At 74.5% G+C, this 13,895-nt stretch carries 11 protein-coding genes and 1 pseudogene; all 12 read right to left on the bottom strand.

Going from position 1 to position 13,895, the window contains the following annotated elements; all coding sequences use genetic code 11:
• Nucleotides 1–35: 35 nt before the first annotated feature.
• Nucleotides 36–509: a hypothetical protein gene (locus tag FJ694_RS26210; RefSeq protein ID WP_157270365.1), complete on the bottom strand. Its 474-nt coding sequence runs from the start codon at nt 507–509 to the stop codon at nt 36–38.
• A gap of 42 nt (nt 510–551) precedes the next feature.
• Entirely contained in the window at nt 552–1,874 is a 1,323-nt protein-coding gene (locus FJ694_RS26205) for a hypothetical protein (protein WP_157270363.1), read from the bottom strand.
• Nucleotides 1,875–1,899: 25 nt separating this feature from the next.
• Nucleotides 1,900–3,654, bottom strand: a complete 1,755-nt coding sequence (locus FJ694_RS26200) for a baseplate J/gp47 family protein (protein WP_157270361.1) — start codon at nt 3,652–3,654, stop codon at nt 1,900–1,902.
• Nucleotides 3,651–4,112: a GPW/gp25 family protein gene (locus FJ694_RS26195; RefSeq protein ID WP_157270359.1), complete on the bottom strand. Its 462-nt coding sequence runs from the start codon at nt 4,110–4,112 to the stop codon at nt 3,651–3,653. Before FJ694_RS26195 ends, FJ694_RS26200 begins: the two co-directional genes overlap by 4 nt.
• 16 nt (nt 4,113–4,128) lie before the next feature.
• Nucleotides 4,129–4,875, bottom strand: coding sequence for a hypothetical protein (locus FJ694_RS26190; protein WP_157270357.1), 747 nt, complete (start codon nt 4,873–4,875; stop codon nt 4,129–4,131).
• Nucleotides 4,872–5,306, bottom strand: a complete 435-nt coding sequence (locus FJ694_RS26185; RefSeq protein ID WP_157270355.1) for a hypothetical protein — start codon at nt 5,304–5,306, stop codon at nt 4,872–4,874. The genes FJ694_RS26190 and FJ694_RS26185 overlap by 4 nt, the downstream gene beginning before the upstream one ends.
• 1 nt (nt 5,307) lies before the next feature.
• On the bottom strand, nt 5,308–6,012 hold the full coding sequence (locus tag FJ694_RS26180; protein ID WP_157270353.1) for a phage baseplate assembly protein V: 705 nt from the start codon (nt 6,010–6,012) through the stop codon (nt 5,308–5,310).
• On the bottom strand, nt 6,009–7,079 hold the full coding sequence (locus FJ694_RS26175) for a hypothetical protein (protein WP_157270351.1): 1,071 nt from the start codon (nt 7,077–7,079) through the stop codon (nt 6,009–6,011). The genes FJ694_RS26180 and FJ694_RS26175 overlap by 4 nt, the downstream gene beginning before the upstream one ends.
• 11 nt (nt 7,080–7,090) lie before the next feature.
• Complete coding sequence (locus FJ694_RS26170; RefSeq protein WP_157270349.1) at nt 7,091–9,265, bottom strand: RHS repeat domain-containing protein; 2,175 nt, start codon at nt 9,263–9,265, stop codon at nt 7,091–7,093.
• A gap of 5 nt (nt 9,266–9,270) precedes the next feature.
• On the bottom strand, nt 9,271–12,693 hold the full coding sequence (locus FJ694_RS26165) for a serine/threonine-protein kinase (RefSeq protein WP_157270347.1): 3,423 nt from the start codon (nt 12,691–12,693) through the stop codon (nt 9,271–9,273).
• Entirely contained in the window at nt 12,690–13,286 is a 597-nt protein-coding gene (locus FJ694_RS26160; protein WP_157270345.1) for a hypothetical protein, read from the bottom strand. Before FJ694_RS26160 ends, FJ694_RS26165 begins: the two co-directional genes overlap by 4 nt.
• A gap of 1 nt (nt 13,287) precedes the next feature.
• Nucleotides 13,288–13,895: pseudogene (locus tag FJ694_RS26155) on the bottom strand (hypothetical protein); the annotation flags it as partial.

The raw sequence follows: 13,895 nt of genomic DNA, 5'->3' as shown, positions 1-13,895 counted from the left end.
TCGTTGTCTGGCGCAACCTTCTCGGCCTCAAGGCCTCAGAACACGATGTCCCAGATCAGCGTGAGCTTGAAGGTGTTGGCCTTGGTCACCGGGTCGAACACCACCCGGTTGTACATGGTGCCGGCACTCGCCGCGGTGAAGATGCCGGCCTCGCGCAGCGGCTCCGCGCCGTTGGCCTCGCCGAAGTCGAACACCGTCTGCAGGCTGACCTTGACGCGCTGCACGCCGCCATCGACGACGGCGCTGTACACCGGCGCGGCAATGGCGTTGCGCGCGCGCTCGGCCACGAGCTTCACGTCGGCGTCGGTGGGCGCCGCCGCGCCGGTGCCCACCGCCATGTGGCTCACGATCGCCGGCGGCGTGCCGGGCACGCCGGCGAAGCGCCGCGCCACCAGGTCGCGCCCGGACTGCACGATGCGGTTGGCATGGCTGCGGTCGAGCAGCACGCGCCCGTCGCGGTCTTCCACCAGGAGCCGCACCCGGCCCCGCATGTCCATCGTCTCAAGCATCTGGCTTCTCCTTCCCCGTCTTCCCCGGAACCGGCGCGGGCCTCACTGGAATCCGAAACTGCCGTCGAACACGGCGACGCCCCAGACGCCGCCGATGGCAAAGCTTTCACTGGCGTCGTGGCGCTCGACCTCGCTCTCCAGGGCGCCCACGTTCAGGCTCTCGCCGGCATCGTGCGTCTCCTGCCGGCGCTGCAGCAGCTCCGCGCCGAAGCGCTCCTGCGCGCCCTGGTCCTCCCAGGCCGCGCGCTCCGACGACTCCGCCGGCAGCGCGATGGCGTACTGCACCATGCCGCGCACGCCCGCGGCGCGCGCGCCGTCCACTACGCGCTGCAGCGCGTCCAGCGTCAGGCCCTTGAACAGTCGGAAGCGCCCGCCGTAGCCGCTGGCCGCCACCACGCGCTGCACGGCCGCGTCCACGAAGTACGGCACGATCACGTCGAACACCAGCGGCTGCAGCCGCAACCATTGCAGCCGCACCGAGAACGCGGCGCCGTCGAGGGTCTCGTCGCGATCGAAGGCGGCGGCGTCGAAGGCCGCGCCGCGCGCGGCCGCGAATTCCCACTTCGACAGCCCCGAGGGCACCAGCGGTAGCGCGGGCGGCCTGACGCCGTCGAGCGCCTTGAAGCGCGCACTGACGTCCACGCTGTCGATGGAGGCCGTGAACTCGGCCGGCGTCGCGCCCGCCAGCACCAGCGTGCGCCCTTGCGGCACGGTGAAGTCGGCGTCGGCGCGCACGCCGGCACCGCTGCCCTGCAATTGCAGCGACAAGGACCGCCCGGTGCCACTCGTGAAGGTCCATTCCACGCGCGGCGGCACGGCCTCGACGCTGGCGGTCTCCACGTCGAGCAGCAGCCGGGTGCCGTCGGCCGTGGGCTGGGCGCTGCCGAGCATCACCTCCAGCCGCGGCGCGAACTCCTCGACCCGCACCAGCTCGCGCAGGCCCTGCACCAGCGCCGCGATGGCGGCCGTGCTGCCGCCGCGCGCGGCCAGCTGCTGCTCGAACAGGCGCAGGTCGTAGGGCAGGCCCAGCGCCGCGCGCACCGCGCCCTTGACCGCCTCGACCGTGCCGCCGCCGACGAAGGAGGACACCATCGACTTGACCAGCGGCCGGAACGTGTCGTCGCCTTCGGGCGTGCCGTCGGGCAGCAGCCGCCGCTGCAGGCCCAGCAGCGCGGCCAGGCCGTCCAGGCCGCCGCCGCGCGCGTGGTCGATCCAGTGCGACTTGAGCAGGTCCTTGACCGCGGCGTCGCAGCGCATGAGCTCCGCCCCCAGCGCGTCGAGCACGCCGTGCAGCAGCGCTCCGCCCTCCCCGGCCGCATAGGCGTCGGGAAACAGGGCGGCGAGGCGGTCGGTCTTGAAGGACATGGGGCCGTGCTCCGTCGCGCCCGCGTCAGGCCTGGGCCAGCGGCGCCGTGGCGGCGCGGATGCCGGGATAGGCGGCGGCCTGCACCTGCAGCTCCAGCGTCGCCGCGTCGAGCGCGTCCAGGTTCGGGATGGCCAGCGGCGCGAAAGTGGCCGCGGCGCCGTCGGTGCCGGCGAACTGCACGCTGCCGCTGGTCTGCGCCACCTGCTGCAGCGGCTGGTTCGGCGTGGCGCTGGGCCGGCCACGCACGGCCGCCATCAGCGCCAGCTTCAGCCCCAGCAGTTTCAAGGCTGCGCCACCGTCGTCGAGCAGTTTCACCGTGCAGGTGAGCGTGCCGCCGGCGCCGAGCTGCGCCGCCGACACCGACAGCGCCTGCAGCGGCAGCACCTGGATCGCGCCCGGGTCGGGCCGCGCCTGCGCGTCGGCGTCCACCAGCAGCGGGTCGGCCACCACGGGCACCGGCGCCGGGTCTTCGGGGCCGCGCCGCAGCAGCTGCACCTCGCCCACGTCGGCCAGGCCCGGCACCTTGAAGGCCAGCGCGGCCAGCTTGCGCGCCGACACCGCCTCGCCGATGCCCAGCGCCCGCAGCGCGTCCACCACCTCCTGCTTGTAGCGCTCGAAGGCCTGGCGCGTGGCGCCGGCGGTGTCCGGAATGACCAGGAAGCGCCCGGACAGCGTCACCGTGGACACCATGCTCACGCGCGCGCGGATGCCCGCCGCCCGCGTGGACTCCACCGCCTGCAGCACCTGCGGACCCACCACCTCGGGCTTGCCCGTGGCGTAGCGCACGCGGATCTCGCCCGGCGCGATGGCCGGATCGACCGAGAAGTCGCGCACCTCCACGCTGTCCACGCCATCGACGCTGAGCACCGCGAAGCGGATGGCGTTGAGCGTGGACTTGCCGGCGCTCTCCAGCGCGTGCCGAGCGCGCTCGCGCAGCGCGTCGTCGCCCTCGGCGTCCTCGCCGCCGGTGAGCGGCAGCTCGTTGCTGACGCCGCCGTCCACGCCGCGCGGCGGCGTGGGCATCACCGTGAGGCTGGCCGAGCCGAGGTTGCCCTCGGGGCCGGTGTCCTGCGCCACCACCGGCACGGTCACCTTCGGACTGGCCGCGCCGGCGGCGATGGTGCCGGCGGCCGTGACGCGGAAGATGCGCCCGCGCGCGTCGGCCACGCGCGTGCCCACGGCGATGGTCACGTCGGCCTTGGGCGGCCGCTTGCACCAGAAGGTCACGTGCCCCTGGGCCGGTAGCGCCGGGTTGCGCGCCACGCCCAGCAGCGCCACCACGTTGTCCAGCGCCACGCCCTGGGCGTGGTCGATGAAGGCGCGGCGGTAGGCCTGGTCCATCTGCTCGTAGAGCAGCTTCAGCTCGCGCGCGACGGCGCGCACCAGCGTGCCGGCGACGCTGCCGGCGTTGAAGTCGGTCAGGCCCGAAGGCAGCCCGCGCCAGAAATAGCCGACGGTCAGGCGCGAGTTGTCGTCGGGAAACCAGCCCTCGGCCGCGTCGGGGTCGGCGGCGTCAGGGGCCTGCCACACCAGCTGCCCGACGGCGTAGGTGTAGTGGCGGCCCAGGTCGAACACCGCCGGCTTGCCCTTGACGAAGCCGCTGGCCTGCGGCGCCAGGCCGCTGACCGGGCCGGCGCCGGCCAGCGGGTAGGCGGCGGTGCCGCTGCGAAACAGCAGCTCCACCGTGCCGGGCTGCTCCACGCCCAGCAGCAGGCTGTCCTGCAGCGACTCGACCAGCGACTGGAACGGCCGCGAGAAGGGATGTCCGACGTCGATCATGAGCGTTGAGCCTCCACGGCGGCGCCGTCGAGCGCGAAGGGAAACACCAGGTTCAGCGGCTGCGGCGCGTCGATGAGCGTGACCAGCAGCGCCAGGCGCAGCACCGAGCGCTCGCCCGGGATGCTCGTGACTTCCACCTGCTCCACCTTGAGCACGCGCGGGTCGGCCTGCACCGCGTCGCGGGCGAAGACCTGCGCCTTGAGCCGCGTGCGCGCCACGTCGGGCTCGCCGATGAGCTCATGCAGCCGCGAGCCGTAGTCGGGCCAGCCCAGGGCGGCCAGCTCGCCCTGGCGCACGCGCAGCCGCATCGTCAGCGCCTGCACGGCGTTGGCGTTGCCCACGGCCAGCGCCAGGTCGCCCGAGGCGCCGGCATGGCCGAGCATGGTCAGGTCGGCCGCGCCGCCCACGTCGAGCAGGGCCAGGTCGGTGCCGAACAGGGCGCGGTCGTCGCGGGGCATGGCGGTGTCGGTCCTTTCAGGCGGTGAGCACGACCTGGCGCGCGACGGTGACGCTGGCGCCGCCCGCGCTGGCCCGCAGCAGCAGCCGGTGCGCGCCGTTGCCCAGGTTGGCCGGCAGCGCGCGCGTCAGGCGCAGCCAGGTCTTGTCCTCGGCGTGGAAGAAGGGCAGGCCGGCCAGCGGCGCCAGCGCGATGTCGGCGCATTTCGCCGGATCGGGCGCGGCCACGGCCGGCTCCAGCCGCAGCGCCAGCGCCACGCCGTTGAGCGCCTGGTAGTCGGCATTGGCGACCCAGCTGCCCGGCGCCGCGCCGGGCCGGGCCCAGACACCGGGCGCCAGCACCTCGATGGTGGCGCTGGCCCGGGACAGGCCCTGGCCGTCGGCGGCCGGCGTGCGGAAGGCCGCGCCGCGCAGCTGGTGCACCACGCAGGGCGCGGGCGCGGCCGGCGGCGCGCCGCCGGCGAGCGCGGAGCGGCGGATGGCCCGGATGTCGGCCAGCGCCGTGCCGTCGCGGTCGGTGGCCGCCAGCGTCAGGGCATGCGTGCCGAACTCGGCCAGCGCCGACACCGTGCCATTGAGGCAGTTCGGGCCGTGGTCGGCAATGTTGATCTCCGGGTGCGCCTGGGTCGCGGCCGGATTGAGCGGTGAATACCACTTGAAGAACAGCCCCGCGACATTGCCCGTGGCCGTGCCGCGCAGCGCCACCGGGCCGTCGAGGCCGCTGCCGTGGGCCGGCTGGGTGATGGCGAGCGTGATGCCGCTCATGTCTGCCCGCTCGCCGAGAAGGCCGCCGAGCCGCCGGAGGGCAGGATCACGGCCTGGTCATTGACCACGTTGACGGGCACGTGGTTGATCGTGACGGTGGCGTTGCCGGCGCTGGGCAGCAGCATGCCGGGCCAGACCGGCGCGCCGCTGGCGCCCTGCATCACCATGCCCAGCGCGGCGATGGGGCGCGTGCCGGCCTTCACCGTCTTGTTGAAGCTGTTGACGATCCACACCGTGGGCTGCGGCGCCAGCGGCGAGGCCGGCGGCGGCGGCAGGATCACCGGCGGCGCGGCGCTGCACTGCGGCGGGTCCGACGGCAGCACCTCGACCAGCGCCTCCACGGCGCCGACCTTCACCTTGCCGCCGGCGCCGGGCTTGAAGGTGAGCGTGCCCATCAGGTTGAGCTTGCCCTTGAGCGTGATGTCGGCCATCTCAGGCGCCTCCCGAGATGTCGGTGCCGGAGATGGTCACGCTGCTGATCTTGCCGGTGCCCTTGATGGTGCCGTCGCCGTCCACGGTGAGCGTCTTCTTCACCTGCACGTCGCCGTCCACGGTGAGCTTGCTGCAGGTGATGTCCAGCGGCTTGTCCTTGACCAGCAGCGACACCTTGCCGCCCTGCGGGTCGATGGTGAGCACGAGATCGTCGCCCGACTTCAGCTCGATCAGCCCCTGCGGGTCGATGCGGATGCCGGCCAGGCACTCGCTGTTGTCCTCCGGCTTGGTGACGTCGCGCTGCAGGAGCAGGCTGCCGTCGGCGGCCATGCGCAGCTGGTTCACCTTGCCGTCGGACAGGCGGTGCTCGAACAGCACCTCGCCGTCCTTGAACAGCGGGGCGCGCTCCTGGTCGTGATAGAAGCGGCCGGTGACCACGGGCTGCTGCAGGTCGTCGTCCACGAAGGCGACCAGCACCAGGTCGCCCACGCGCGGCGGCGCGGCCACGCCCACGTGCGGCACGGCCACGGGCACCTTCAGCAGCTCCAGCCCGTCGTGCTTGAGGCGCAGGTCCACCTCGTGGTTGTGGGTGTCGTCGGCGCTCTCGTGCGCGGCCAGCGCCGTGACCACCGCCAGCTGCGGCCCGCGCCGCAGCGCCAGCTCCTCGCGCACGGCGCGGCGCACCAGGTCGAGCAGCTCGTTCATGCCCCGGACTCCGGCGCGATGGTCACGTCGGTGACGAAACCCTCGCGCGCGCCGAAGCGGTGCCGTAGCGCGACGATGGTGCCGCCGGCATTGAGCCCGCCTTCGGGCGCGCCGCTGGCGCTGAGCGTGCCGCCGAGCTCCAGCGCCGGCAGGCCCAGCGCCGTGAGGCGTACCGCGGCGCCGCGCCGCGCGAAGGCCGCGGCATAGCCGGCGGCGAAGCGCCCGGCCATGTCCTTGGTGCGCGCGGCGCTGTCGGTGATGAGCAGTTCGTCGCCGCTGCCGGCCGAGTCCTCGTAGTCGCGGTCGGTGGCGGTGAGCCAGAAGCTCTTGTCCTCGCCCTGCCCCGACATCGGGCTCTCGCCGCCGACGGTGACCCGGCGCGCGAAGGCCGGCTGCAGCGCCCCTTCCGCCGCCAGCAGGTGCGTGCCGTAAGCCAGGCCCGCGCCGGTGCCGCCGAGTCCCAGGGCACCGGCCGCGCCGGCCAGCGCACCGCCCGCCGCCCCCGCCAGCCCGCCCAGCCCCCCGCCGCCACCCAGCGAGGCCGCGGCTCCGAGCCCCTTGAAATGCACCTTGCCCTCGCGGTCGCTGAAGAGGCTGAAACCCAGGCGCTGCGCCAGGCGGCGCAGCTGGGCGTGGGCGCCGACGCGGCGCTCGACGGCGTAGCGCGGCAGCGTGATGCCGTCCTGGATGTCGCCGGCTTCCAGCCCGGCCTGGCGCACCAGGTCGCGCGCCACGTCGCCCGCGCTTTGCGACTGGTAGAAGCCGCTGGCGCGCAGGTCCACCAGCGCCAGCATCGTGCCCAGGCACAGCATGCGGCAGCCGCCCAGGTGCGGCCGCAACTCGGCCACGCGGCCGGTGAAGACGCGCTCCAGGCCGTCGGCGTCGCCCAGGTCGAGCTGCACCGGGTCGCCGGGTTCGGCCTTGCCGCTGTCGCCCAGCAGCACGCGCAGCGCGTCGACGGGCACCTCCAGGCTGCGCTCGACCACGAAGCGCGACGGGGCGGCCACCGGCGCGTCGCTGTCGCTGCGCAGCGCGCCGGCCGTGAAGGAGAAGCGGGGCTGCAGCATGGCCATGGCGCTCAGAACCCGGCGTGCTCGCGCGCGTCGCGCTCCAGCGCGGCTTCCTGGTAGCCGTGCAGGATCACGTCCCACTCGTACACGCCGAACAGCGGCAGGCCGAGGTGGAAGAAGGGGCCGAGCCAGCCGTACTGCTGCACGTGGCGCAGCTCGTGCTCGTACAGCACCTGCTCCTTGGGAATCTTGACTTCGCCGCCATAGGCCGGCGGCGCGACCTCGGCGGGCAGCGCCTTCCAGGCCTCGTGGTCCTGGTACTCGCCGTTGACGAAGAAGACGTTGCCGAAGGTGATGCCCAGCAGGTTCCTGAAGGAGCCGAGCCAGCCGCCCTTGAACACCAGCGCGAAGGCGTTGAGCCGCCCCGAGGCCGCCACGTCGAAGCCCGGCGTCTGCCATGTGGCGTGTCCCGCCGTGAACACCCAGGCCAGCCAGCGCACCACCTCGCCCACCAGGCAGCTCACCTCCACGGCCAGGCCGAAGGCGGTGTTGGGCAGCGTCCACAGCACGCCCAGCAGCGACAGCAGCACGCCGCCGAAGCTCCAGTGCCCGTCGGGGTCGAAGCGGTTGACCGGGTCGTTGGCGCAGTACGCGAAGCGGCAGCGCAGCCGCGGCTCGCGCAGCCAGTCGGCCAGCAGCCGCGCGCGCGCCATGCGCTGCGCCGCCGCGGGCACGAAGGGGCTGACCAGCCGCGCGTCGTCGGGCGCGCCGGTGTGGCTGTCGGGCGTGAGGAAGCGGCGCAGCCGCGGGTCGTACCAGCGCCCGCCCAGGCGGTACAGGCCCGCTTCGGCGTGCCACATGCGGCCCCGGTACAGCGCCGGCACGCTGCCGTCGGGCTGCAGGGGCACGCCGAAGGGGTCGTATTCGAAGGGGCCCTCGATGCGCCCGCGCGCGTCGCCGGCGAGCACCAGGTTGCCCCCGGCATCCAGGTGCAGCCGCACCACGGCGCCAGCCGCGTCGCGGCGGAAGTCGATCAGGGCGACGATGCCGGTGGGCAGCCGCAGCACCAGCAGCCGCGGCCGGCCGTCCAGGTCGGCCACGGCCAGCAGCGCGTCGTCGGCGCCGTACAGGTAGCGCTCGCCCGTGCCGTCCGGGCCCTGCTTCACGACCAGGCGGCCCTTGTGGTCGTAGCGGCAGCGCGCCACGCACTCGCCGTTGACCAGCAGCGACTCCAGGTCGCCGTCCTCGCCCCAGCGGTAGACGCGCTCGCTCGCGGCATCCCGGACACGGCGCACGCGGCCCAGCGCGTCGCACTCGACCTCGAAATCGTCGCCTTCGGCACGCACGTTCTCGGCGGCGTCGTAGTGGTAGCGCCAGCAACGGTCGCCGTCCTCGGCGCCCACCAGGCGGCCCTGAGCGTCGTAGGTGTGGCGGCGGCTCCCTTCACGGCGCAGCCTGAAGGCCTCGTCGCGCTCCAGGTCGGCGCGCCACAGCGGCGCGCCGCCGCGGCTGAACTCGACCGCGCAGGCGCGTCCTGACGCGCGCTCGTGCCAGGCCTGCGCGCGCACGCCGTCGATGCCCTCGCTCCAGGCCAGGCGCCGGTCGTCGTCGCTGCCCAGGCGCATCAGCTCGCGCCCGTTCCAGCCCACCGACGCGGCGCGCCCGCGCGCGTCCCAGCCGTAGTCGATGCGCTGGCCCCAGTCCGGGAACTCCACCGCCGACAGCCGGCCCTCGCCGTCGAAGCGGAAGCTCACGGCCAGCGCCACGCCGGCCACGCGCTGCACCAGCCCGGTGAGGCGCCCGGCGGCGTCGTAGGTGAAGGCGCTGTGCTCGTGCTCGCAGTAGGCCTCCGACACGCGGCCGTCCTGCCAGCGGTAGGCCCACGGGCCGGCGTCGCCGCGGCGCACGCGCTCCAGGCGGCCCTGCGCGTCGTAGTCCCAGGCGCGGCGGCCGTCGGCGCGGTCCGCGGCCGTGAGGCGGCCATGCGCGTCGTAGGCGTAGCGGGCCCAGGGCCGGCCGTCGCGGTCCACCGCCAGCAGCCGGCCATCGTCGCCGTAGCGGTAGTCCCAGCGGCTGCCGTCGGGCTCGGTGATGGACGCCAGCTCGCCCTGGTCCCAGGCATAGGCGCACAGCGACGCGCCCTCGCGCACCTCCACCGGCAGCCCCGCGCCGTCGCGGCGCAGCGTGGCACCGGCGGCGCGGCGCTGCGCGTCGAAGGCCTGGAGACATTGCAGTGCGTCCATCGCCGTCACAGGGCCACGGCGGCCGAGGCGGAAGCCCGGGAGGACTGGAGCGGGATCGCGTCCAGCATGGCGTCGAACTCGTTGCGCACGCGCTCGAGCTCGCGGTTGAAGCTGGCCTCCAGGTTGTCCAGCAGCGTCAGCAGCCGCTCCAGCAGGTCGTGCACCACGAGCTCGTCGAGCTGCTTCAGCAGCGCGGTCACGTTGGCCAGCACGGCCTGCAGCTGCGCCTTGAGCGCGTCGAGCAGCTGCTTGAGCGCGGCGCGCACCTGGGCCAGGAAACCGTCGATGGCCTGGCGCAGCTGCGCGAGCAGCGCGCGCAGGCTGCCCGCGAGCTTCGCCAGCAGCTGCTGGTACAGGGCGTCGAGCTGCACCTGGATCGCCGCCGGGTCGATGGCCTGGAGCGGGTCCATCAGCGGCTCCCACAGCGTGGCGCGCAGCTCGCCGGCCAGCTCGTCGGGGTCGAGCACCTGCAGCTTCTGGCGCAGCGCGGCATAGACGCCCGACACCGCATCCTTCAGCCCGGCCGGGTGCAGCACCTGCGCGGCCTCGCGCACCTCGCCGAAGAAGCCATTGACCGCGCCGTCGAGCTGCGCCTGCAGCGGTTTCAGGTCGGCCAGGAAACGCTCCACCGCCGCGTCGATGCGCCGCGCCCGGGTCGAGGGCCGCAGCGTCGCCAGCCCGGCGCGCACGTCGTCGGCCGTGAGCGGCCGCGGCTGGCGCAGGAAGGCCGGCAGCAGCCGCGACAGGTGGGCATCGAGCCGCGCGTAGGCGGCCTGCGCCGCGGCGGCGTCCAGGCCGTTGATGCGGCGGCGCAGCGCGTCGGAGAGGGCGCGCACGCGCGCATCGAGCCGGCGCAGGCGTGAGTTGGCGTCGTCCACGTTCAGCGGCACCAGCACCGCGTCGAAGCGCGCACGCAGCGACACCTTGGCCGCGCCGTGGCCGGCAGAGGCTTCGAGCCTGGCCTCCAGCCGCGCGCGCAGCGCCGGCAGCGTGGCCGCCCCGGCGAGCGCGCCCGGCGACAGCGCCTCCAGCCGGGCCTGCGCGGCGCGCATCAGCCCCAGCACGTTGCCGGGGTCGAGGGCGGGCAGCGCCGCGCCCAGGCCGGCGCGCAGCGCCTCCAGCGCGGCCAGCACGTCGGCGGCGGGCAGCTTCTCGACCGCGGCCAGCAGCTGGTCGAAGGCGTCGTCGAGCGGCTTGAACAGCGAGCTGGGCTTCACGCTGTCCAGCAGCGTGGCGTTGAACTGGCGCAGCGCCGTGTCGGGGTCGGCGAAGACGGCGTCGGCCAGGCCCAGCATCAGCGCCTTCATCGTGTCCAGGAACGTGTCCAGCGGCGCGGGCAGGTGCAGGCCGTCCAGGGCCGCGGCCAGGCCGTCGCGCGCCTGCTTGAACAGCGCGCGCTCCTTCTGCTCCAGCGTGTCGAGCAGCGGCGTGATGTCGATGAGGGTGACGAGCCGGTCGATCTCGGTGTGCAGCGCGCGCAGCGGCTGCACCCACACGTCCGGGTTGGCACGCCCGACGGTGGCCATCATCCGGGCGTAGGGCGCCTTCAGCGGCTCCAGGAGCACAGCCGGCGACAGGCCCTGGGCCTGTGCCAGCGCCTCGTCCACCAGCGCGTCCAGCGGCGCCAGCACCCGCGTGCCGTTGACCTGGTTGACCGCGCCGGCGGCCTGGTCGAGCAGCGCGTTGACGGGCTGCGTGATGGCGCCGCCGTCGAAGCCGACGATGCGGCCGCGGAAGTCGTTCCAGGCCGCCAGCACGGCGTTGACGGCGCCGGTGAGCTGCGCGTCGATCTCGGCATAGCCCTTCTTGAGCTGGTTCTCGACCAGGGTGTCCAGGTCCACCGCGCGCAGCAGCGACAGCCCGGCCTGGATCGCGATCCTTTCCGCGTCCGACAGCGCCTCGGGCTTGATCGCCGCCAGCCGCGCCTTGATCGCGTCGATCTCGTCGATGACCTCGTCGGCCAGCGGCTTGAAGTCCAGGCCGTCGAGCTGCGCCAGCAGCTCGCGCAGCTGGTCCAGCGCCGAGGACAGCTCGCCCGCGAGCTGCTGGATCAGCGCGCCGGCCTGCTGCACCGCGCCGGCCAGCGCCTGGCCCAGGTCGTCGATGGGCAGCTGCCGGAACTGCTGCAGCACGCCGTCGAGCGCATCGTTGACGCCCCCGAGCAACTGGTCGCCGACGTTCTGGTCGATGAAGTCGCTGGCCGACGCGAAGGCTCCGGCGATGCCGCTGCGCACTTGGTCGATGCCCAGCGCCTGCAGCTCCTGCTGCGCGCGCTGCAGCATGCCGCTGACCGCCTGCTGCGCCCGCTCGGCGGGAATCGCTTCCACCGCCTGCCGGATGCGCTCGATGAAGCCGATCAGCACCTCGCGCACCTGCGCCAGCGGCGACTCGGCGAAGAACGCGTGCAGCGTGGCCGTGGCGCGAGCGACCTCGCGCGCCAGGTCCTGCGGCGACAGCACCATGCCCAGGCGCTGGATCAGTCCCTCGATGGGCTCGGCAATGGCGGCCACGGCGGCGTCCACCGTGGGCACCGCGTCCAGCGGCACGGCGGAGAGCACCGCGGCATGGGCCGGAAAGAGCGCATCCCAGGCCGGCGCCGCCACCACCGCCTCCAGCGCGGCGCAGGCGGCGTCGATGGCGTCGAAGGCCAGTGCCAGCGCATCGGACCAGGCCTGCAGCAGCGCCTCCAGCGCGGGATAGGCGCCGGCCTGCGCCGGGTCGAAGTCGCGCAGCGCCACGACCAGTTGCTGGAAGGCCGCGGCGGCCGCGTCGCGCACGGCGCCGATGCGCGCCTCCAGCGCTGCCGCCGACAACGGCTGCAGCAGCGCCAGCGCGGTGTCGAGGTGCGCGCGCGCATCGGCCAGCAGGTCCGGCGCCACGCCCACAAGCTGTTTCGACAGGAATTCGAGCAGCTCGCCCGCGGCGGGCACCTGCCCGGCGGCGAGCTGCTGCAGCAGCGCCAGGGCGTCGCGCACCTGCTGCAGCGTGTCGGCATCCAGTAGCGAGGCGCCGAGCTGCTGCAGCCGCTGCGCGAAGGGCTGCAGCACCGCTTCGAGCAGCGCCAGCGCGGTCTGCTGCAGGTCGCCGTTCTTTCCGACCTGCTGCACCAGCGGGCTGTCGGTGATGAAGGCCTGCAGCGACCGGTAGCTGCCTTGCAGATCCTCGACGAAGGCCAGCGCGTCGGCGGGCAGCGCGTGCTCGATGGTGGCGATCGCCCGCGGCAGCCGCTGCGACAGGCCGCTCAGGTCGATGTCGAGCGCGGCCTGCACGCCGCCGAAGGCCTGCTGCACGCCGTGCAGCGGCGAGCCGGCGCCGCCCTGCGACAGCGAGGCGACGACCTGCGTGAACGAGGCCAGCCCGTTGCCGACGTTGGTGGCCGCGTCCAGCGCCGGGCGCAGGTCGGGGAGGCTGGCGCTGGCACCGCTCACAACAGCTCCCGGATGCCGGTGAGGACGCCGCCGGCGCCCGCGGTGGCGCCCTTGACGGCGTCGAGCATGGCGGGCAGCCGCGTGGCGGGGTTGCCGAAGTCGGAGGCGCCGGCCACCAGGTCGGCCAGCGCCGCGACTTCGGCCAGCGCGTTCTGCACGTCGTCCATCATCGCCGCGGCCTCGTCGAGCAGCCCGGCGTCGATGCCGGCGAAGACGTCGGTGGCCGGCGGCGGGGGCGGCGGCACGTACTCCACCAGCGCGCACTCGAACTCGAACTCGTCGGGCCGCCCGGCGCGCTGGGCCAAGTCGAGCCGGTCCACCAGCACCTGCGAGAAGTAGCCCTGGCCGGTGATCTCGCAGATGAAGTCCACCGGCTCGCGGCCGAGCAGGTGGCCGCGCAGCGTGGCCATGGCGTCGGTGGCGCCGGGGCCGTAGAACAGGCCGCGCACGCGGATGTGCACGCTGGGCCGGCCCAGCGCCTGGGCGTACTCGCCCTGCAGTCCCGGCACGGCATGGCGCACGAAGCGCGCGCCCTCGGTGACGTCGATGCCCAGCAGCTTGTCCAGGGCCACGCCGGCGATCTCCAGTGCCATTTCAGGTCAGCCCCCCGGTGAAGCCGAACTGGCGCAGCGCCTGCTCGCGCAGCCGCTCCTGCAGCCGGTCGGCGAGACGGTCCACGAGCATGTCCTCGGCCAGGGCGTCGAGCTGCGGCAGCGCGCGCAGCGCGGCGTCGGGCGTGGCGGAGGGCGACGCCTGCGGGCGCGCAGCGATGGCCGCCGCCACCGCGGGCCCGGCCGGCGCGCCGGCCGGTGGCAGGGACGAGGGCACGGGCTGCGCCGGCAGCACCGGCGCATGGCCGCCGTCCACCGCGGCGCGCAGCAGGCCCTGCAGCGCGGACACGCCCTGCACCAGGCGCAGCGGCTGCGCCGCGGCAGCGGTGGCCGCACGGGTCTCTGGCGGCCAGGCGGGTATCAGGGAAGGTCCGGCCGGACGCGGCGCGGTCGCGTCGGGGCGGGACGGCGCCGCGTCCATGGCGGGCAGTCCCGTTGCATCGGCCGGCGCGGCGGCGTGCCGCCGCTGCGGCACCCCGGGCCGCGGCGCCGGTGCCGCGGCAGCAAGGAGCGGATGGGGCGGCAGGGGCGATGGCGGCGCAACGGGAGCGGTCGCCTCGGGAAGGGGCGCGGGGACGGCGTCGCGCGGGC

Origin of the sequence: Azohydromonas aeria, assembly GCF_009760915.1 — a bacterium.
GTDB classification, from domain to species: domain Bacteria; phylum Pseudomonadota; class Gammaproteobacteria; order Burkholderiales; family Burkholderiaceae_C; genus Azohydromonas; species Azohydromonas aeria.
This window is presented reverse-complemented; position numbering and strand designations above follow the sequence as displayed.

Coding starts and splice junctions, on each gene's coding strand:
- FJ694_RS26200 (WP_157270361.1), bottom strand. CDS start 3,654: ATGATCGACGTCGGACATCCCTTCTCGCGGCCGTTCCAGTCGCTGGTC.
- FJ694_RS26195 (WP_157270359.1), bottom strand. CDS start 4,112: ATGCCCCGCGACGACCGCGCCCTGTTCGGCACCGACCTGGCCCTGCTC.
- FJ694_RS26205 (WP_157270363.1), bottom strand. CDS start 1,874: ATGTCCTTCAAGACCGACCGCCTCGCCGCCCTGTTTCCCGACGCCTAT.
- FJ694_RS26185 (WP_157270355.1), bottom strand. CDS start 5,306: ATGGCCGACATCACGCTCAAGGGCAAGCTCAACCTGATGGGCACGCTC.
- FJ694_RS26180 (WP_157270353.1), bottom strand. CDS start 6,012: ATGAACGAGCTGCTCGACCTGGTGCGCCGCGCCGTGCGCGAGGAGCTG.
- FJ694_RS26210 (WP_157270365.1), bottom strand. CDS start 509: ATGCTTGAGACGATGGACATGCGGGGCCGGGTGCGGCTCCTGGTGGAA.
- FJ694_RS26175 (WP_157270351.1), bottom strand. CDS start 7,079: ATGCTGCAGCCCCGCTTCTCCTTCACGGCCGGCGCGCTGCGCAGCGAC.
- FJ694_RS26160 (WP_157270345.1), bottom strand. CDS start 13,286: ATGGCACTGGAGATCGCCGGCGTGGCCCTGGACAAGCTGCTGGGCATC.
- FJ694_RS26190 (WP_157270357.1), bottom strand. CDS start 4,875: ATGAGCGGCATCACGCTCGCCATCACCCAGCCGGCCCACGGCAGCGGC.
- FJ694_RS26170 (WP_157270349.1), bottom strand. CDS start 9,265: ATGGACGCACTGCAATGTCTCCAGGCCTTCGACGCGCAGCGCCGCGCC.